The following is an 18,479-nucleotide window of genomic DNA, read 5'->3' on the forward strand; positions in this document are numbered from 1 at the left end:
GGGAGGCGGGGCGGCTGGAGTCGAACCAGCGTGTTCCGGTTCTGGAGACCGGTGCGACTGCCCCTGCGCTACGACCCCGCCCTGCCGCCGATCCTAAGGGCTGTCCCGCCGGGACGAGAACACCGTCGCCCGTGAACGGGCACTCCCGATGGGCAGGGGCGACGGGACATGTAGGGGGTATTCGGGATGGCGTACGGGGAGCGCGGGGAACGGCCGCGCCATGTGATCGACCTGACGGACCGGCACGCGCTGGAGCGGTGGCGGCCGGCCGACGGGGCGGTGATCGAGGAGGCGCGGCGGCTCAAGGAGGCCGCGCTGCTGGACCTCGGACTGTCCGGTTCGGTGGTGGCCTCCTGGATCCACGCCAAGTGCCGCCACCAGATACCGACCACGGCGGTGGAGACCGCCGCGGTGGTGGCGAGCGGCGACGGAACCTGCCTGCTCCTGTACAACCCGGACTTCTTCGTCGCCCTCGGCCTCGACGGGGTGAAGTTCGTCCTGTTCCACGAGGCGCGGCACCTGGTCCACCGGCACCTGTTCGTGGAGGAGGAACTGCGGGACGACCCGGTGTTCACCCTGGCGGCGGAGGTCTCCATCAACCACGTGGCGATGGTCCGGCTCGGCATGGGGGAACTTCCGCTCCGGGACGGCAGACCGGTGGGCATCGATCCGCGCGAGATCCACACGGCCTACCGGGAGGACCTGCTGGCGCACGGCCTGGACCCGGTGGACCACTCGGTCTTCGTCGCCACGGACATGTCGGTGTACGGCGAACTGAAGCGGATGGCGCACCCGCCGGTACCGGCACCCGCGCTGTGCGTCCGGCTCTCGCACACCCAGGTGCCCGCCGACCAGGAGACCGTCGACACCATGGTGTCCTCCGTACTGCTCAACTCGCTGCTCGCGGCCCGCCGCGGCCACGCGGTGGCGGAGGCGGAACTCGGCGACCTGGTGGACCGCACGGACGGGGCGTCGGAACGGGTGAGCCGGATGTGGGGCAGGCTCGGCGCGGGCCTGCTGCGCGGGCGGACCCCGGGCACCGGGCGGGTCGACTGGTGGCAGCGGTGGCTGGTGGACGTCGTCGCCTCGAAACTGCGGGACGGCGAGCGGCTGGTGTACCCGAAGAAGCGGGGCGCGCTGCTCGCCGCGCTCGGGCACGACCCGCTCCTCTCGCGGCGCGGCCCGGTGCGGGACAAGGTGCTCGTCATCGCGTACGACACCTCGGGGTCGATGCCGGACCGCGTGGTCCACTGGCTGACCGAACTGGTCGGCGGGATCGACGGGGTGGAGGCGCACTGGCTCTCCTTCGACGCCGTGGTGATGCCGTTCCGCCCCGGCGAGCGGGTGTACGGAGGCGGGGGCACGAGCTTCCGGGCCGTCGCCGACTACGTGGAGGGGCGGACGCTCGTCGACGGCCGGCCCTTCGAGGAGACCCCGGACGCCGTCGTGGTGCTCACCGACGGCCACGCGCCCCCCATCACCCCGGCCGAACCCGACAAGTGGATCTGGCTGATCACCGAGGGCGGCGACGACTGGCCCGACTCCCACAACCCCCCGATGGCCTGCCATCGCGTCACGACAGGATCGAGATGACCACGCCCCGCACCGTTCCGTGGCGGCCCAACGCCACCTACCCGCAACCGCCCGAGGGCTGGACGGGGGTGTCCCGGCTGGCGTCCTTCATCGACGCGATGATCGACATGGGGCAGACGGGCCAGGTCTTCGGCGAGCACGGCGTCGGCAAGACGGCGACGTTCTTCTCGCACGTCGCCGAGGCGTACCCGGACGCCGAACTGGTCTTCGTCCCGGCCGCCAACCTCACCCCGGACGACCTGCTGGTCAACGCCCCGGTACGGGACGGGCGGACCGGGGAACTCGTGCTGCGGCAGCTGGTGATGGACCGGCTGCGGCCGGGGAAGCCGTTCGTCCTGCTCATCGACGACTCGCTGCAGGCCGGTGAGTCGATCCAGTCGCAGCTGATGCAGATCGCCTGCAACTGGACGCTCGGCGGATACGACCTGCGGGCACTGGGCTGCGTCGGCGTCTTCCTCACCGACAACGAGTCGCTGAACGAGACCGCCGCCCGCCGCGGCGACCTGGCGATCCTGGACCGGATGGTCACCATCAGGATCACCGCGAACGACACGGCCTGGCGGTTCAAACTGGCCGCGAAATACCGCGACCGGGACCTCGGCGGGGTGTTCTCGCTGTGGGCGTCGCTGAGTTCCGCGCTGCGCGAGCTGCTGTCGCCGCGCACCCTGGACCACATCATCGCCAACGCCCAGGAGGGTTTCCCGCTGAGCTGGGGGCTGCCCCTGGTCAACGGGGAGCGGCTGAGGCTCTCCGAACCGCTCCCCGACGGCCGCCCGGGACCGAACCGCACCCAGGAGATCCTGGACCGGATCGCCCACGAGCTGGGCGTGCCGAACCCGGCCCGGATCGCCGACCCCGTGCGCCGGGTGGTGCGGGCGGCGCTGCGCAACCGGTGGACCGTACTGCTCCAGGGGCCGCCGGGATGCGGCAAGACCGAACTGGTCCGGCAGACGGTCCGGGAGGGCCTGGACGGGCGGGAGCCACTGTACTTCTCGCTCCCGGTGACCAACGTCGAGGACCTCTGCGCGCCGATCCCGACCCCCGACGGGTCCCTGGAGAACCTGCTGGCGGCCGTGTTCACGGACGCGGGGCCGAAGGCGATCGTCTGGGACGAGTACAACCGCCCCAAGGACCGGGCGGCGTTCGCCAAGCTGATGGAGATCACGCAGGAGTGGTCGCTGGCGGGCCGGCCGATCGACGGGCTGCGGGCACAGATCGCGGTGCAGAACCCGCCGTACCACCTGGGCCGCAAACTGCTCGTGGCGCGGAACAACATCGCCCAGGCGACCCGGTTCACGGCCTCGCTGATGGTGGGTCCCGGCGACATCCCGGCCAACGAGTGGCTGATCGAGAAGTACGGGGCGGTGGCCGAGACCGTGCTCGACTGGTGGAAGCACGACATCGACGAGGACGGCCGGGCCTGGATCACCAAGCGGACCATCGAGCGGCTGATCAAGCTCCACCAGCGGGGGCTTCCGCTGGAGATGGGCACGGTGTACCTCGGGGACGGCGAGTACGCCCCGGTGCAGCTGACCAGTCTCGTCGAGCGGCTGAACGACCGGCCGGTGACCGGGCTGCGGGAGCTGGCCCGGCAGGTGGACGCCTGGGAACGGCGGCTGCGGCGGGCCGCGGACCGGTCGTCGGAGGGCGGCGACGACAGCGACGTGGTGCACCAGATCATCGCCAACGCCGAGCTGTCGCAGCTGAAGAAGCACCGCAGGGCGGTGACCAGGCTGGTGGCGCTGCTGCCGCCGAAGCTGCGCTCGACCTACCTGGTCGGCGCCCCGGAGCCGTACCAGCGGTTCTGGATCGAGGTGTTCGCCGCGATGCCCCGCTGAGGTCCGCCCGTGCCCCCCCGTGATCCGGCGGGCCCGAAGGGGCGTGCCGGACCACGGCTCCGGAGCTACCGGTCCCGGGGCGGGGGCGTCCGGTGGACGCTGCGGACCGCCTCGACGTCCGCGGAGACCGCGGGCCTGGGCAGATGCGCGCTGAACGCGTCCAGCCGGTGCCGGACACTGGTCGCGATGCCCTTGCCGAGGACGAAGCGGGTCGCGGTGGTGGCCCGGGGCGCGGCGTCCAGGAGCCGGTGCGCCTCGCGGCTGCGCAGCCCGGTGTGGGAGAGGACGAGATGGGTGAGGCGGTGCTCACGGGCCGCCAGGCTCTCGCCGATCGCGGTCGCGGCGGCGAGGTCGAGGCGGTTGTCCGCCGCGCCGAGGGTCCCGGCGGCCCGGACCCTGCCGAGGTCCAGGAGCTCGACGCCCGCGCCGGCCGCCGCGGCGACGAGCCGGGCGGCGGCCCGCGGCCCGACACCGTTGCTGGCGACGGAGAGCCGGGCGGTACGGCCGTACGGCGCGCGCTCCAGGGCGTCGGCCAGGAGCAGCGCCCCGTCGTCGCCCAACCGGGCCGCGGACACGTACAGTTCGCCGACCGCCCCGGCGGCGAGCAGCGCGGCGAGCGGGGCCGCCCCGGTACGGCCGAGCGGGTTCCCGCCGACGAAGAGCCGCTCCACCCGGCGCCCGGAGGCGGCGGCCCCGAGCAGCGCCTCGGCGAGTACCGCGAGGCCCGCCGGGTCCAGGCCGGTCTGCACCAGGTCGAGGGTGCGCAGTCCGGCCGCGGCGGCGACGAGGTCCGCCGCGGCCCGCCCGCCGCCCGTGCCCAGCGGATTGCGCTTGAGCCAGACCCCGCTGACGACGTGTTCGGAGGCGCGCAGACTGTCCGCGATCCGGCACGCGCCGCCCGCGGTGATGCCGTTGCAGCCCAGGTAGAGGGTCTCGACGCCCGCCCCGACGGTCCGTTCGGCGACGTCCGTGGCCCCGTCGTCGCCGAGCCCGTCGGTGCCCAGGAGCAGGTGCCGGACCCGGGCCGGGGCCGCGGCGTCACCGAGGGCCTCGGCGACCAGGGCGGCTCCCTCGGGGCCGAGGGCCTGCTTGCACAGGTCGAGCCGGCCGTCGGGCATCGCGGTCCCGGCCGGGAAGTCGAGCCGCCGGTCGGTGGCCGCGCCGCCGCGCAGCCAGTCGATCAGCGGGCCGAGGTCGGCGATCGAACGGGGCAGGACGTGGGGGACACCCGCGAAGGACGCGTCCCCGGCGGGGCCTTCCGGCCCGGTGGGACCGGTCACCACGCCGCCTCCCGGTAGTCCTTGAGGAAGACGCCCGACACGGGCGAGCCCGCCTCGCCCCGCACGATCGGGTCGTACACCCGCGCCGCCCCGTCCACGATGTCCAGCGGGGTGCGGAAACCCTCGGCGGCGATCCGGTTCTTCTTCGGCAGCGGGTTCTCGTCGGTGATCCAGCCGGTGTCGACGCTGCACATGTGGACGCCCCGCGCGGCGAGTTCGGGCCCGCTGGTACGGGTGAGCATGTTGAGCGCAGCCTTCGCCATGTTGGTGTGCGGATGCCCGGCGGTCTTGCGTCGCACGGCGAAACGGCCCTCCACGGCCGTGACGTTGACGACGTACCGGTTCGGCCGGGGCGAGGCGAGCAGCAGCGGCAGCAGCCGGTCCACCAGCAGGGCGGGCGCGAGTGCGTTGACGAGCTGGGTCTCCAGCAGTTCGGCCGGGTCCAGCTCACCGATCCGGGCGGACCAGGAGTTCACCGGGGCGCGGTCGGGCAGCAGCCCCGCCGCGTCCGCCTCCGCGAGGACCAGTGCGAGCGCCCCCGAGGCGGCGGGGGCCGCCAGGGCCCGCATCGGCGCGTAGCCGGGGGCGGCCCAGGCGCCCTCGGGGAGCGCGTCGGTCTCACCGGCGGCGAGCAGCGCGTACGACTCGGGCGGGCGGCGCACGGTCTGGGCGGCGTTGTTGACGAGGATGTCCAACGGCTCGCCGTCCCGGTGGAGTCGTTCGCACAGCCCCAGGACCTGGCGCGGGTCGCGCAGGTCGACGGCGACGACGGTGAGCCGGTCGAGCCACGCCCCGCTGCCGGGCTCCGCGCGGAACCGGCGCAGGGTGTCCTGCGGGAAGCGGGAGGTGACGAGGAGTTCGGCGCCGTCGCGGAGCATCATCAACGCCAGCTGGAAGCCGATCTTGACCCGGCCGCCGGTGAGCAGCGCCCGGCGCCCGGTGAGGTCGGTGGACAGGGCGCGGCGGGCGGTGTTGTCGGCGGCGCAGTCCGGGCAGAGCGCGTGGTAGAACGTGTCGGCCCGGTGGTAGAACGACTTGCAGACGTAACAGCGCCGGGGCCGGTGGAAGGTCCCGCCGCCCGTCGCGTCCTCGCGGGACAGCGGTGCGTCCTCGCGCCGTGCGAGCGCACCGGTCGCGGTGGCGGCGACGACCGCGGCGTCGGCCTCGGCACAGGCGTCGCTGCGGGCCTTGCGGCGGCGCGTGCGGCCGTCGCGGGTGAAGGACGCGGCGACCTGTTCGGCGCGCAGGCGCACCGGGTCGTCGACGGGCAGGGCGCGCAGCTTCCCGACCGTGCGGTCGAAGGCCGCCAGCTCCTCGTCGCTGAGCCGCTCCTCGTCACCGCTCCGCGCCATGCCCCTCCGCCTCCGTGCCGTTGTCGCCCGCCCCGGTGGTCCCGGCCGGATTCGAACCGGCGTGTTCCCTCCGAGCAGGAGGGGGCGACTGCCTCTGCGCTAAAGGACCGGGCTGCCCGGACGGTCGGATTCGAACCGACGTGTTCACGACTTGGCAAGTCGGCGCGTCTGCCTCTGCGCTACGTCCGGACAGTGCCGATGATCATACCGACGGTGTCCCGGGTGCGGGCCGGGCGGGCTCCCGGCGGCACCGTCCGGCCGTTCGGCGGTGTTCGAGGCGCATTACGCTGGACTGGACACGGCAGCTCGACGCGGTCCGGAGCCCTTCGCGCCCGTGCGAAGGCCCGTGCCCTCCGGGAGGCATGATGAGCCAGCAGCCGGTGCTCCTGCCCTACACCGACCCGGCCTTCGTGGCGGACCCCTTCCCGCTCTACCGGCGGTTGCGCGACGACGGCCCGGTACGGCGCGCCGCCATCGCGGGCGGGCTGGAGGCATGGCTGGTCACCCGGTACGAGGACGGCCTGGCGGCCCTGTCCGACCCGCGCCTGAGCAGCGACCTCCGCGACGCGTCGGACCCCCGGCTCGTCGAACTGCTGCCCGCCACGGACCGCGAGTCGGTGCTGCGCAACATGCTCCGCTCCGACCCTCCCGACCACACCCGGCTGCGCCGCCTGGTCTCCGGGGCGTTCACCGCGCGCAGGGTGGCCGGGCTGCGGCCCCGCGTCCAGGAGATCGCCGACCGGCTGCTCGACGCGATCGGGCCGGACGGCCGTGCCGACCTCGTCGAGAGCTTCGCCCTGCCGCTGCCGGTCACCGTGATCGGCGAACTGCTCGGCGTGCCCGCCGCCGACCGGGACGACTTCCGGCGATGGACCGACGACATGATCCTGCGGGGTGCCGAGCGGCCGGACCCGGCCCGGACGGACCGGGCGTGGCGACGGATGCGGGGCTATCTGACCGGGCTCCTCGCACAGAAGCGGGCCCGTCCCGAGGACGACCTGCTCAGCGCGCTGATCGCGGCCCGGGACGAGGAGGGACGGCTCGACGAGGACGAGCTGATCGCCATGGCCTTCCTGCTGCTGGTGGCCGGCTACATCACCACCGTCAACCTGATCGGCAGCGGCATCGCGGCCCTGCTCGCCCACCCCGACCAGCTGCGGGCGCTGCGGGACGACCCGGCGCTGCTGCCGGGCGCGATCGAGGAGTTCCTGCGGTACGACGGCCCGGTCAGCCCGGGCATCGCCCGGTTCGCGCGCGAGGACGTCACCATCGCGGGCGTGGCCGTGCCGCGCGGCGCGACGGTGCTGATCGCGTCCGCCATCGCCGACCGGGACCCGGAACGCTTCCCCGACCCCGACCGCCTGGACGTCTCCCGGCAGGACAACGCCCACCTCGCGTTCGGGCACGGCATCCACTACTGCCTGGGGGCTCCGCTGGCCCGGTTGGAGGGCCAGGTCGCCATCGGCACCGCGCTGCGCCGGCTGCCCGGCCTCGCCCTGGCCGTGCCGCCCGAGGCGCTGCGGTGGCGGCCGGGAGGTCTGCGCGGCCCCGAGCAGCTGCCCGTCACCTTCACCGCCGACGCCCCGGCTCCCGGCGGCGTACCGGGCGCCGCCCGGTGAGGGCCCGACGACGGCCCGGGGCGTCCGAGCGGCCACCGGCCACCGGCCACCGGTCCCGTCCCGGACTCAGTCGATGAGCTTGGCCAGGAACGCGTCGAGGTTGCCCCTGGTCCGCTCCACCTGTTCCTCCGTCGTCAGGGTCTCCTTGAAGCGGGCGCCCGGCGCGGCGGCCTTCTTGCCCCGCACGTACAGCGAACAGGCGAGGTCGGTGCAGACGTACAGGCCGACCGAGTTCCCCTCCCGGCCCGCGGCCCCGGTCCTCCGGGCGGTCATCAGGGAGACGCCGTCGCCCGGGTGCGTGGTCAGACAGAGCGAGCACATGCTCCGGTGCAGGAAACCGCGCTGCCGGGAGGGGAACCGGAGCGCCACGCCGGTGAGCCTCCCGGCGTACTCGGTGACGAGGTAGCTGCGTCCGGGGGCGGAGAGGTCGCGCCACCCCAGGAAGTCCAGGTCGTCCCAGGGCTGCTCGTCCAGGTCGCGGGGGAGCGGCAGGCGCTTGGCCTCCCCCTTGGAGCAGTTGACGAACGACGTGCGGATGTCCTGTTCACTCATGGGCTTCATGCCGGGGACGCTAACTCTGCCTACGATCACTAGGCAAATGGTTAATGAGGCAAGGAAGGGGGCCTGCTCCGGGGCGGTGCCCACCCGGTCGCCAGGTCGCCAGGTCGTTCGGACGGCCGTCCGGCCGGGTGGTCAGACGGTCAGTCGCAGCGAGGTCGCCGAGATGCCGAGCCGCACCGTCTGTCCCCAGGTCAGTTCCAGCGCGTCCGCCTCCATCCCGTCGCCGAAGGCCACCACCCGGTCGGACTCGACGGTGAGCCGCAGCCCCTGCCCGCGCCCCAGTTCGCCCGCGACCAGCGAGGTGCCGGTGGCCGGGGACGGCCAGGCCTCCCGCACGAACCAGAGGAGGCGAGGGTCGGTGGGCGCCGGGAGGCGGAGCTCGCTGTGCCGTTCCTGCCACAGCGAGCGGAGCCAGCCCGTGGCGCCGGTGCCCGTGCCGACCAGGACGCCGGAGGACGCCTGCGGTTCGGCGGAGGCGTCGGGGGCGTCCGGGCCGATCCGGTAGCGGGCGGTCTGGTGGCCGGGCGGCCCCAGGTAGATCTCGTTGAGGGCGACCAGGCGCTGGGTGTCGTCGGCCACGGCCTCGACCATGGTGAGTTCGTCCGCCGCGCCGCCGGGGGCCGCGGCCGCCCTGAGCAGGGCGGCCGCGTCGGAGGGCCGGTGCCGGACGAGCACCCCCGGGTTGCGCCCGGGGTCGGTGTCGATGCCCACGACCGGCTGGCCGGAGAGGTACTTGGCGGCGTTGGCCACGAGCCCGTCCTGTCCGACGACGACCACCACGTCCTCGGGCCCGAACAGGAAGCGGTCCAGGTCCGCGCGTTCCACCCGCGAATGGCGCCACTGGAGCGGCACGGCCGCCGCCACGTCGGCGAGCGCCTGCTGGGTCCGCCGGTGCCGCCGGGCCACCTCGTCGATGGACCGGCCCCGGCTGGAGAGGAAGAACGCGGCCTGGCCGTGCGTGCCGTGGCGGGCCAGCAGCTCCTCGTACTCGGTGGTGCGGTGGACCAGTACCGCGCGCGGTGCCAGGCTCATGCCCGGGTCTCCGGGCCGGGCCGGCCGAGCTTGCTGAGCAGGCCGGTGAGCACGTCGGGGGAGAGGGTGAGGCTGTCGATGCGCGGCAGGTTCTCGGCGAGCCGGGTCGCGGCCAGGGCGTGCAGGGTCGCGTCGTCCACCTCGCCGTGCACCCGCAGCCAGGCGGCCTGGGCCTCGGCCCGTGCGGCGCCGACCTCGCGCGCCGCCTCGGCCTCGGCCCGCGCCAGGCGCACCTTGCGGGCCGCCTCCGCCTCGGCGCGCACCTTGTCGGCCGCCGCGTTCTCCTCGGCCTCGCGGCGGGTGTTGGTGCCGCGCTGCTCGACCAGCTGCTCCTCCCGGCGCGCCAGTTCGATCTGGCTGGCGAGCTCGTTCTCGGCGATGGCCCGTTCCCGTTCGACGGCCACGGCGCGGCGCTCGTAGGTGGCCCGGTCGGCCTCCTGCTGGATCTGCTCGCGGGCCGGGGTGCGCAGGGCGCGCTCCACCTCGGCCTCGGGGCGGATGGCCACCACCCGCACGGCCACCACGTCGATGCCCGTGGCGGGCAGCCGCGGTTCGGCGGCGAGCCCCGCCGCGACCCGGTCGCGCACCGCCGCGACACCGTCCACCAGGGCCTCGGCCAGCGCCGTCCTGGCCAGTACGTCCAGGGTGTGCTGCTGGGCGGTCTCGGTCAGCAGCGTGGCGATCTGTTCCAGCGGCGCGCCGCGCCAGGCCCCGGTGTCCGGGTCGATCGAGAAGTCCAGCCGGGCGGCGGCCTCGGCCGGGTCGTCGATCCGGTACGTCACGGTGGCCTGCACGGTCACGTCCTGGAAGTCGGACGTGCGGGCGTGGAAGGCCATCGCCAGCTCGCGGTCGTTGACCGGGACCTCGGAGAGGGCCGCGGTCAGTGAGCGGTACCAGAAGCTCAGCCCGGGGCCGTCGTGGGCGAGCCGGCCCCGCTTGTGGTGGCGGATGTGCGCGGTGGGCGCGGAGCGCAGATGGCGCAAGCCGAAGCGCCTGGTGATGTCGGCCATGTCGGTCCCCTTTTTCTCGTCATGGGGACGATAAGAGGAATGGCTCATTATCGTCAAGGGGACGAAAATAATCGGTCGCCGGGCTCCGCCCCCGGCGACCCGCTCCGCCCGTCCCGCACGGCGAGGAACCTGGCCGGCGCCTCGCCGCCGCCGTGCACGGCCAGATCGGCGCCGTTGACGTACCGGGCCAGCCCGCCCGCCAGGTACAGGCAGGCGCGCGCCACGTCGTCCGGTTCCGCCATCCGCCGCATCGGGATGACCCCGGCCACCGCCTCGGTGCCGCCCTCGCCGTACACCGACGCCGCGCTCCCGGTGCGGACCGGGCCGGCCGTGATGTGGTTGACGCGCACACGCGGCGCCCATTCCAGGGCCAGTGCCCGGGTCAGGGCCAGCAGCCCGGCCTTCGCCGCCGTGTAGGCGGCCGTGCCCGGCTGGGGGGTGTGCGCGGAGACGCTGCCGATGTTGATGATCGAGCCGCCCCCGGGCTGCTCCCGCATGACCCGGTTGGCGGCCTGTGACAGGTGGAACGGGGCCAGCAGGTTCAGGGCGACGACCTTCTCGAAGAAGCGCGGCGACATGGTGGCCGCGTCGGCGTCCGGGGAGCCGCCCGCGTTGTTGACGAGCACGTCCAGCCGTCCGAACCGTTCCGCCGCCGCGTCGACCAGGGCGGCGGCCGCCACCGGGTCGCGGACGTCGGCCGCCCGGAAGTGCGCCCGGCGCGGACCGCTTCCGGGCGGCTCCGGAGGCTCGTTCCGCCCGCAGACCAGTACCTCCGCCCCGGCGGCCAGGAAGGCCCCGGCGATCGCGGCGCCGATGCCCTTCGTGCCACCGGTGACGAGCACCGCCCGCCCGGTGAAGTCGATCGGATCGCCGATGTCCATCGTCCGCCCCACTGTCCTCGAAGTGCGCGTGCGGCCGAGGTCGCGCCGACCGGTCCGGACAATCTACCGAGCGTTTGTTTGGTACAACAGGTGCCGGATGGCGAGGAGGTGCGGAACCGCGGGCGGCCGGTGGCTCCCCGAGGAGTCACCGGCCGCCCGGATGGTGCGCCGCCCCCGTCCCCACGGTGCGGCGCCTGCGGGCCGCCGTCATCCGCTCGGACGGACGGCCCACGACTGAAAGGCTAGGTCGCGGAAGCGCCCAGCCCGAGTGCGGGAAGGATCGCGTTCTCCACGAAGCGGGTGAGATAACTCTCGTCCGCGTACTTCCCCTCCAGCAGCGGCCGGGCGCGCAGCACGCCCAGCAGCTGCGCGGAGACGAACTCCGCCGCGGGGGCGTCCACCGGGAACTCGCCGCGTTCGGCGCCCCGCCGGACCATGGCGTCGATCGCCGAGACGGCGGGTGCGATCAGCGACTCGCGCAGCGCGCACAGCAGCTCGGGGCTCTGCAGCGCGGCATGGCTCAGCGCGTGCATCAGCGGGGTGTCCCGCCCCGAACCCGCGCCGATCGCCCGTGCCGCCTCGCGCAGATCGCCGGCGAGTGTGCCGGTGTCGATGTGCGGGAGCAGGGCCTGCCGGGTGCCGTGCAGCGCGGCCACCACCAGTTCGGGCTTGGAGCCCCACTGCCGGTAGAGCGTGGACTTGCCGCAACGGGTCCGCGAGGCGACCCCCTCCATGGTCAGCGACTCGTAACCGGACTCCCGCAGCATGTCGAGCACGGCCGTGTAGAACTCCTGCGCCCGCTCCGGCGTGATCTTCGAGCGGCGTGCGGTGTGGGTCGGCTCCGGGGCGGTTTCCTGCGGCGACATGCGTGTTCCCTCTCGGCGAATCTGCGACGAGGTCATCCGATACGCCAGTGTACCGATACGTGCGTGTACCGATACGCGACCGTATCGGTACACTGGCGTATCGATAAGGCGTGGTCCAGACCATGCCGCCGCAACACCGCTTCGTCAGCAAAGGGGCACCGGGTGATGTACGCCGGTAACGAGCCAGCGGACCGGGAGCCGGACAGTTCTGCCCGACCGCCCCTCATCCGCGAGCTGCTTCTCGTCGTGGGACTCTTCGTGGTCTACAAACTCGGCCGACAGGCCGCCAACGGCCACGTCGACGAGGCGTACGCCAACGCCGGGCACGTCTGGGACCTCGAACGTTCCGTGCACCTGCCCGCCGAGGGCGCGGTGCAGGACCTGCTGCTGCGCGACGAGACCCTGGTCCACCTCGCGAACACCTACTACGCGACCGTGCACTTCCCGGCCACGGCGCTCTTCCTCGTGTGGCTCTACTGGCGCCGCCCGCGCCACTACGTCTGGTCGCGCCGGGTCCTCGCCGCGCTCACCGGCGCGGCCCTCGTGCTCCACCTGCTCTTCCCGCTCGCCCCGCCGCGCCTGCTGGCCGCCACCGGGCTGATCGACACCGGCCAGGTGTACGGGCCGACGGTGTACGGGGCGACGCCGTCGACCGACTCGATGGCCAACCAGTTCGCCGCCATGCCGTCACTGCACTTCGGTTGGGCGGTGATGGTCGCCGTCGGGCTGATCGTCGCGACCCGGAGCCGGTGGCGCTGGCTGTGGCTGCTGCACCCGGCCGTCACCCTGCTGGTGATAGTCGGCACGGCCAACCACTACTGGCTCGACTCGATCGTGGTCTCCGCGCTGCTCGCGGTGGCCCTCGCGGCGCTGCGGCTGCCGGGCGCGGAGCCGGTGCGCGCCCACCTCCCGTGGTCGTCCGCGACGGGCGTGCCGGTGGCGGCAGCCGTGTCCGGGGCCGTCGGACCGGGCGTTCTCCCCGGCCCCCGGCCGCGTCCGTCCTCCTCGTACGCCCCGCCGGGAACGGCCGGGACCGCCGCAACCGCCGAGATCCCGGGGGCCGCCGGGACCTCCATGGCCCCCGGGACCCGGCGGTGAGCGCCACCGCGGCGGCCGTCGCGCTGTCCCTGGTCTCGGCCGTCGCCTACGCCGCGGCCGCGGTGGCACAGGCCCGGCTCGCCGGACGGACCGACCCGGACGCCGGTGTGCTGAGGCTGCTCGGGCGGGGCGCCTGGTGGGCGTCGGTCGGACTGAACGCCGGCGGCGCGCTGCTGCACGTCGCGGCGCTCAAGTACGGTCCGCTCACCCTGGTGCAGCCGCTCGGCGCCCTCACCCTGGTCGCCGCCGTGCCGATGGGCGCCAGGGCCGCGGGACGCCGGGTCACCACGGCCGAGTGGCGCGGTACGGCCCTCACCCTGCTCGGCCTCGGCGCCCTGCTCATGACCACGGGCGGCGCCGCCCCGCACGAGACGCTCGGTCTCCCCGAGGCCCTGGCCGTCGCGGCCGGGACCGTGGCCGTCGTCGCTGGGCTCGGCCGCCCGGGAGCCCGCCCCGGCCTGCGGCACGCCGCCGCCTCCGGCATCACCTCCGGGGTCGCCTCCGCGCTCACCCAGACACTGACCGTCTCCGTCACCGACCGCACGGGCCCACTGCTCAGCGGGCGCGTGGTGGTCGTCGCCCTGCTCGTCTCCGCGTTCGCGGCGGTCGGGCTGCTGCTCTCCCAGACCGCCTACCGGGACGGCCTGGGCGCACCACTGGCGGTCGTCACGCTCGCCAACCCGATGGCCGCCGCGGTCATCGGGCTGGCCCTGCTGGGGGAACACCTCCGGGGCGGGACGATCGGCCTGCTCCCGGCACTGCTCGGGACGGCGGCGGCGGCGCGCGGGGTGTTCCTGCTCAGTCGCGCCCAGGCGCAGGCACCGGCCGCCGACGACCGGGACGCCGCGGCGGCGCGGGCGGTAACGCCCTCGCGCGTCGTCATCGGGAGCCGGGGCCCGCTGGACCCGCCTGCTGTTCTCGACAGCTTCCCGGGGGACCGGTCGGGCAGCGGGGACGGCGGCCACCGTCTGGGCAACGGGCTCGGTTACCAGTCCGTCCGAGGCGCGTGACATGCCGCTGCCGGCGTGATCGGTGGTGCGGGCCGTTCGGCCGTTCACGCCGTGTGCGTTGACCGAGGCCGGGTCGGGAGACCTTTTCGCGCACGGATCGCATGAGTGGGTCTTCGGGCGGATCCGTCGTGACCGCCGGAAGGGCCCGGCGGTACGAGATGCCGCGGAAGGCGGCGGTGAAGGCGCCGGCGCATCCGGTGCCGCCCGGGCGTGAGCCCGCCGCCGCGGCCGAGTGCGCCGGAGCCGGTGGGGGCGGGGCGAAGGCGATCTCCCCGCACACCGGGCGGCTGCCGACCGATCCGCGGCCGGGCCCGCCGGACATGGGCGGGTGCGACCGGTTGCTGAAGCCGGTGACCACCACGAGCGCGGTGCCCCGAAGGGCTCGGACGGACGGAAGAGCCGGCTCGGTCCGCTCGACCGCGTCGAGGACGGAGCCGAGCAGGCCGGGGAAGCGGGCGTCGAGTTCACGGCAACCCGCTCGTCGTCCTCACCGGCGGCATCGGTTCCGGAGGACTCTGCATCCTGGCCGGAGTCGTCGGCTGGGTCGTCTGCACCACCGGCGCAGCCGGTTTCCCGGCCTTCTCCGTCCTGCGCTACACCACCGTCACCAGTGTCCTGGGCGCCGTCACCATCGCGGTCGTCACCCTCGCCTCCGGCGCCCTCGGCGCCATCCCCACCCCGGGCGCCGCCGACTGCGCGGCCGGCTGGTGGCAGATCCTCTACATGGCCGTCCCGGCCACGGCCATCGCGGTCCTCGCCCTCAACCACGCCACCCACACCCTCGGCCCCGCCAACGGCGTCCTGTTCATCAACCTCGTCCCCCTCACCTCCTTCGCCATCGAGGCCGTCCGCGGCCACCGGCCCACCACCGCCGAAATCACCGGCGTCGCCCTCACCCTCGCCGCCGGCGTCGCCAACAACCTCTACAGCCGTCGCATCCCCGGGCGCGTCGCCCCGGCCCCGGCCGGCAAAACCGGGAAGACCCTGACCACCGTCGCCTGACCACCGGAGACCTTCAGTACGTGACCAGAGCCCCACCGCAAGGAGGAAGGGGGAGCGCCGCACGGCGGAGCTCCCCCTTCCGTGTGCCGGGAACCGGATCTCCGAGGGCCATGCCTGTCGGGGACACGAACCACGAGGGCCCGGAAGGGACAGCGTGCCGACCACCCGCCGACCGGTCACCACGACGGCACCCGAATCAATCGGCGACGTCATCCGGCAGAGGCGGTCCCGACCCGGTTGCCGATCATGAACCGGTCAGGTCCACACGGTTCATGATCGGAGCAACGGGGCGCCCGAAGCCACTGCCCGAGTGGCCCTCGAACGCCCTGCCGAAAACACGTCGGCACTCCGGCCGGAACTCGACCGTACGCCGGTCGGCGGGGTGGGAGGGGGTGGGGCGCGACGGGTGGTGGGGCGGTGCCCGCCGTCAGCCGGTCGGCCGACCCGGCTCCGGCTCCTCGCCCGGGAGCCGTTCCGCGGCCCCCGGTGCGTCGGGTGCGGTGTCCAGGGCCCGGGTGAGCCAGCCGACCCAGAAGTTCTCCAGATCGATGCCGCCGCGCAGCACCAGGTGGCGCAGCCGGTCCTCCTCGGAGTTCCGGCCGGGCGGGAAGTCCCGCTCCTCGATCTCCAGGTACTCCGCCAGCTGCCGGCGGTGCAGTTCGAGGTGGCGGCGGAGCTCCGCGTCCAGACCGGGCGCCCCCACGACCGCCGCCGCCCGCATCCGCAGCAGGAGCGGATCGCGGATCTGCCGCGGGTCCTCGGGACGGGCCACCCACGCGGAGAGTTCCTCGCGGCCCGCGGGCAGCACCTCGTACTCCTTCTTCCGGCCACGGGCGGGCTGCTGCGACGGCAGCTCCCGGATGCGGCCGCTCCGCTCCAGTTTTCCCAGCTCCCGGTAGATCTGCTGGTGCGTGGCGGACCAGAAGTAGCCGATCGACCGGTCGAACCTGCGGGTCAGCTCCAGCCCCGACGACGGCTTTTCGAGCAGGGCGGTGAGGATCGCGTGCGGGAGTGACATGGAGTGCATCCTAGGGACGGCCGGGCGGGCCGGGGCCGGTGTTCCCGGCCCCGCCCGAAGCATGCCGACCCCGGCCCCGCTCGAAGCCCCCGGCCCTGCCCGAAGCGCCCGGCCCCGTCAGAGGGAGGCCGCCAGCTCCGTGCCCTGGCGGATCGCCCGCTTGGCGTCGAGCTCGGCCGCCACGTCGGCGCCGCCGATCAGACGCGCGGGCCGGCCCGCGGCGAGCAGCTCCTCGTACAGTGCGCGGTTCGGTTCCTGGCCCGCGCAGATCACGACCGTGTCGACCGGCAGGAGGTGCTGCCGGCCGTCGACCGTGAGGTGCAGCCCGTCGTCGTCGATCCGGTCGTACGTGGCGCCCGCGACCGTCGTGACCCCGCGGTGCCGCAGCTCGGTGCGGTGGATCCAGCCGGTCGTCTTCCCCAGCCCCGCGCCGACCTTGCCGGTTCCGCGCTGGAGCAGATGGACGCTGCGGGGCGCCTTCGTCCGCTCCGGGGCGCGGAGCCCGCCCCGCTCGCGGTAGTCGGTGTCGACGCCCCACTGGCGGAAGAACACCTCGGGGTCGAGGCTCGCCGATTCGCCCGGGTCGGTCAGGAACTCGGCGACGTCGAAGCCGATGCCGCCCGCCCCGATGATCGCGACCCGCTCGCCGACCGGTGCCCCGTCGCGCAGCACGTCGAGGTAGCCGACCACGCTGGGGTGGTCCAGGCCCGGTATCGCGGGGGAGCGGGGCGTGACGCCGGTGGCGAGGACGATCTCGTCGAAGTCGTCGAGCGCGTCGGCGGTGACTCGCGTACCGAGCCTCAGTTCGACCCGCTCCTCCCGCAGCCGGGTGCGGAAGTGGCGGAGCGTCTCGTCGAACTCCTCCTTGCCGGGGACCTTGCGCGCCACGTTCAGCTGGCCGCCGATCTCCTCGGCCGCGTCGAAGAGCGTCACCCGGTGCCCGCGTTCGGCCGCCGAGACGGCGCACGCGAGACCGGCGGGCCCGGCGCCCACGACCGCCACCCGCTTCACGGTGCGGGTGGGCGACAGGACGAGTTCGGTCTCGTGGCAGGCGCGCGGGTTGACCAGGCAGGAGGTGACCTTGCCGCTGAAGATGTGGTCCAGGCAGGCCTGGTTGCAGCCGATGCAGGTGTTGATCGCGTCGGCGCGGTCCTCGGCGGCCTTGGTGACGAAGTCGGGATCGGCGAGGAACGGCCGGGCCATCGAGACCATGTCCGCCCGGCCCGAGGCGAGTACCTCCTCGGCGACCTCGGGCGTGTTGATGCGGTTGCTCGTCACCAGGGGGACGGAGACGGCGTCGCGCACCTTCTCCGTGACCCAGGTGTAGGCGCCGCGCGGCACCGAGGTGGCGATGGTGGGGATGCGGGCCTCGTGCCAGCCGATCCCGGTGTTGATGATCGTCGCACCGGCCGCCTCGATCTCGCGGGCCAGGTGCACGACCTCCTCCAGCGAGGAACCGCCGGGCACCAGGTCCAGCATCGACAGCCGGTAGATCAGGATGAAGTCGTCGCCGACCCGCTCGCGGACCCGGCGCACGATCTCGACGGGGAACCGGATGCGGTTCTCGTACGAGCCGCCCCAGCGGTCGGTGCGGTGGTTGGTGGCGGCGGCGATGAACTCGTTGATCAGGTAGCCCTCGGATCCCATGATCTCGACGCCGTCGTACCCGGCCCGCTGCGCGAGCCCTGCCGCCCGGACGAAGTCCTCGATGGTCTCCTCGACCTCGTCGTCGTCCAGGGCGTGCGGGGTGAAGGCGCTGATCGGTGCCTGGATCGCGCTCGGCGCGACCAGGTCCGGGTGGTGCGCGTACCTGCCGAAGTGCAGGATCTGCATGGCGATCCGGCCGCCCGCCTCGTGGACGGCCCGGGTGACGAGGGCGTGCTGCTCGGCCTCCGCCCCGGTGGTCATCTTCGCCCCGCCGGGCAGCGAACAGGCGCGGGCGCTCGGGGCGATGCCGCCGGTGACCATCAGGCCGACGCCGCCCCGGGCGCGTTCCGCGTAGAAGGCGGCCATCCGTTCGAAGCCGTGCTCGACCTCCTCCAGACCGATGTGCATCGACCCCATCAGCACCCGGTTGGGGAGGGTGGTGAACCCGAGGTCGAGCGGGCTCAGCAGATTCGGGTACGGGCTCATGCGGTGACTCCTCGCGCAGTGTCGTTCCGCCAGTTGTAGACCAGCGAAATACCGATGTGCAACAAGTTGCATAATGAGATGCGTCGCAGCGCCGAGGGTCGGACCGTCCCCCGGACGGCGTAGCAGCGGGGTACGCCGACACCCTGAGCGCCGGAAAGTGGAACAGCGGCATCCGTCCGGTACGGG

The 18,479-nt window shown here is 73.9% G+C and carries 15 protein-coding genes and 3 tRNA genes; 6 read left to right on the top strand and 12 right to left on the bottom strand.

Translation table 11 applies throughout. The features are described 5' to 3' along the window. Positions 1–4: 4 nt before the first annotated feature. Positions 5–80, bottom strand: a tRNA-Trp gene (locus EAO76_RS02190). A 106-nt stretch (positions 81–186) separates the two neighbouring features. Between EAO76_RS02190 and EAO76_RS02195 the strand changes: the two genes are divergently transcribed. Next, entirely contained in the window at positions 187–1,593 is a 1,407-nt protein-coding gene (locus tag EAO76_RS02195) for a DUF2201 family putative metallopeptidase (protein WP_148832738.1), read from the top strand. Then, positions 1,590–3,431, top strand: coding sequence for an AAA family ATPase (locus tag EAO76_RS02200; protein WP_187438434.1), 1,842 nt, complete (start codon positions 1,590–1,592; stop codon positions 3,429–3,431). The genes EAO76_RS02195 and EAO76_RS02200 overlap by 4 nt, the downstream gene beginning before the upstream one ends. A gap of 65 nt (positions 3,432–3,496) precedes the next feature. On the opposite strand, the gene EAO76_RS02205 is transcribed toward EAO76_RS02200, so the two are convergent. From EAO76_RS02205 to EAO76_RS02220, 4 genes are all read right to left on the bottom strand, one after another. Continuing rightward, positions 3,497–4,711, bottom strand: a complete 1,215-nt coding sequence (locus EAO76_RS02205; protein WP_148832740.1) for a ribonuclease inhibitor — start codon at positions 4,709–4,711, stop codon at positions 3,497–3,499. Continuing rightward, the gene (locus EAO76_RS02210) at positions 4,708–6,063 is read right to left on the bottom strand and encodes an SDR family NAD(P)-dependent oxidoreductase (RefSeq protein ID WP_148832742.1); all 1,356 of its coding nucleotides are present in this window, start codon (positions 6,061–6,063) and stop codon (positions 4,708–4,710) included. Before EAO76_RS02210 ends, EAO76_RS02205 begins: the two co-directional genes overlap by 4 nt. Positions 6,064–6,099: 36 nt before the next feature. Further along, positions 6,100–6,172, bottom strand: a tRNA-Ser gene (locus EAO76_RS02215). A 6-nt stretch (positions 6,173–6,178) separates the two neighbouring features. Further along, positions 6,179–6,252, bottom strand: a tRNA-Gly gene (locus EAO76_RS02220). A gap of 176 nt (positions 6,253–6,428) precedes the next feature. On the opposite strand from EAO76_RS02220, the gene EAO76_RS02225 reads away from it, so the two are divergent. Further along, the gene (locus EAO76_RS02225) at positions 6,429–7,682 is read left to right on the top strand and encodes a cytochrome P450 (RefSeq protein ID WP_148832744.1); all 1,254 of its coding nucleotides are present in this window, start codon (positions 6,429–6,431) and stop codon (positions 7,680–7,682) included. A 66-nt stretch (positions 7,683–7,748) separates the two neighbouring features. Here EAO76_RS02225 and EAO76_RS02230 read toward each other — a convergent pair whose 3' ends face one another. The 5 genes from EAO76_RS02230 to EAO76_RS02250 all read right to left on the bottom strand — a co-directional run bounded on the left by EAO76_RS02230 (position 7,749) and on the right by EAO76_RS02250 (position 12,032). Further along, entirely contained in the window at positions 7,749–8,243 is a 495-nt protein-coding gene (locus EAO76_RS02230) for an FBP domain-containing protein (RefSeq protein WP_148832746.1), read from the bottom strand. Between the two features lie 132 nt (positions 8,244–8,375). Then, positions 8,376–9,275, bottom strand: a complete 900-nt coding sequence (locus tag EAO76_RS02235) for a hypothetical protein (protein ID WP_148832748.1) — start codon at positions 9,273–9,275, stop codon at positions 8,376–8,378. After that, entirely contained in the window at positions 9,272–10,285 is a 1,014-nt protein-coding gene (locus EAO76_RS02240) for an SPFH domain-containing protein (RefSeq protein ID WP_148832750.1), read from the bottom strand. The genes EAO76_RS02235 and EAO76_RS02240 overlap by 4 nt, the downstream gene beginning before the upstream one ends. A gap of 53 nt (positions 10,286–10,338) precedes the next feature. Further along, positions 10,339–11,166, bottom strand: coding sequence for an SDR family oxidoreductase (locus tag EAO76_RS02245; protein WP_148832752.1), 828 nt, complete (start codon positions 11,164–11,166; stop codon positions 10,339–10,341). A 242-nt stretch (positions 11,167–11,408) separates the two neighbouring features. Continuing rightward, positions 11,409–12,032 (bottom strand): TetR/AcrR family transcriptional regulator, encoded by a 624-nt coding sequence (locus EAO76_RS02250; RefSeq protein WP_148832755.1) that lies wholly within the window; start codon positions 12,030–12,032, stop codon positions 11,409–11,411. A gap of 165 nt (positions 12,033–12,197) precedes the next feature. On the opposite strand from EAO76_RS02250, the gene EAO76_RS02255 reads away from it, so the two are divergent. The 3 genes from EAO76_RS02255 (at position 12,198) to EAO76_RS47465 (ending at position 15,142) form a co-directional block, all read left to right on the top strand. Next, entirely contained in the window at positions 12,198–13,130 is a 933-nt protein-coding gene (locus EAO76_RS02255; RefSeq protein WP_376296874.1) for a phosphatase PAP2 family protein, read from the top strand. Next, entirely contained in the window at positions 13,127–14,140 is a 1,014-nt protein-coding gene (locus tag EAO76_RS02260) for a hypothetical protein (protein ID WP_262375234.1), read from the top strand. Before EAO76_RS02255 ends, EAO76_RS02260 begins: the two co-directional genes overlap by 4 nt. Before the next feature lie 723 nt (positions 14,141–14,863). Then, a complete protein-coding gene (locus EAO76_RS47465; protein ID WP_399461341.1) occupies positions 14,864–15,142 on the top strand; it encodes a hypothetical protein in 279 nt (92 codons plus the stop codon). A gap of 427 nt (positions 15,143–15,569) precedes the next feature. Here EAO76_RS47465 and EAO76_RS02270 read toward each other — a convergent pair whose 3' ends face one another. Together EAO76_RS02270 and EAO76_RS02275 are read right to left on the bottom strand one after the other, a co-directional pair. Then, entirely contained in the window at positions 15,570–16,160 is a 591-nt protein-coding gene (locus EAO76_RS02270; protein ID WP_148832761.1) for a PadR family transcriptional regulator, read from the bottom strand. Positions 16,161–16,277: 117 nt separating this feature from the next. Then, positions 16,278–18,293, bottom strand: coding sequence for an NADPH-dependent 2,4-dienoyl-CoA reductase (locus EAO76_RS02275; protein ID WP_148832763.1), 2,016 nt, complete (start codon positions 18,291–18,293; stop codon positions 16,278–16,280). Between the last annotated feature and the right edge of the window lie 186 nt (positions 18,294–18,479).

The sequence above is a fragment of the Streptomyces sp. sk2.1 genome, from assembly GCF_008120935.1.
Lineage (GTDB): Bacteria > Actinomycetota > Actinomycetes > Streptomycetales > Streptomycetaceae > Streptomyces.

Excerpts from the sequence above, each read along its gene's own strand:
- EAO76_RS02195 (WP_148832738.1), top strand. The coding sequence starts at position 187 with ATGGCGTACGGGGAGCGCGGGGAACGGCCGCGCCATGTGATCGACCTG.
- EAO76_RS02200 (WP_187438434.1), top strand. The coding sequence starts at position 1,590 with ATGACCACGCCCCGCACCGTTCCGTGGCGGCCCAACGCCACCTACCCG.
- EAO76_RS02210 (WP_148832742.1), bottom strand. The coding sequence starts at position 6,063 with ATGGCGCGGAGCGGTGACGAGGAGCGGCTCAGCGACGAGGAGCTGGCG.
- EAO76_RS02225 (WP_148832744.1), top strand. The coding sequence starts at position 6,429 with ATGAGCCAGCAGCCGGTGCTCCTGCCCTACACCGACCCGGCCTTCGTG.
- EAO76_RS02230 (WP_148832746.1), bottom strand. The coding sequence starts at position 8,243 with ATGAAGCCCATGAGTGAACAGGACATCCGCACGTCGTTCGTCAACTGC.
- EAO76_RS02235 (WP_148832748.1), bottom strand. The coding sequence starts at position 9,275 with ATGAGCCTGGCACCGCGCGCGGTACTGGTCCACCGCACCACCGAGTAC.
- EAO76_RS02240 (WP_148832750.1), bottom strand. The coding sequence starts at position 10,285 with ATGGCCGACATCACCAGGCGCTTCGGCTTGCGCCATCTGCGCTCCGCG.
- EAO76_RS02245 (WP_148832752.1), bottom strand. The coding sequence starts at position 11,166 with ATGGACATCGGCGATCCGATCGACTTCACCGGGCGGGCGGTGCTCGTC.
- EAO76_RS02250 (WP_148832755.1), bottom strand. The coding sequence starts at position 12,032 with ATGTCGCCGCAGGAAACCGCCCCGGAGCCGACCCACACCGCACGCCGC.
- EAO76_RS02255 (WP_376296874.1), top strand. The coding sequence starts at position 12,198 with ATGTACGCCGGTAACGAGCCAGCGGACCGGGAGCCGGACAGTTCTGCC.
- EAO76_RS47465 (WP_399461341.1), top strand. The coding sequence starts at position 14,864 with ATGGCCGTCCCGGCCACGGCCATCGCGGTCCTCGCCCTCAACCACGCC.
- EAO76_RS02270 (WP_148832761.1), bottom strand. The coding sequence starts at position 16,160 with ATGTCACTCCCGCACGCGATCCTCACCGCCCTGCTCGAAAAGCCGTCG.
- EAO76_RS02275 (WP_148832763.1), bottom strand. The coding sequence starts at position 18,293 with ATGAGCCCGTACCCGAATCTGCTGAGCCCGCTCGACCTCGGGTTCACC.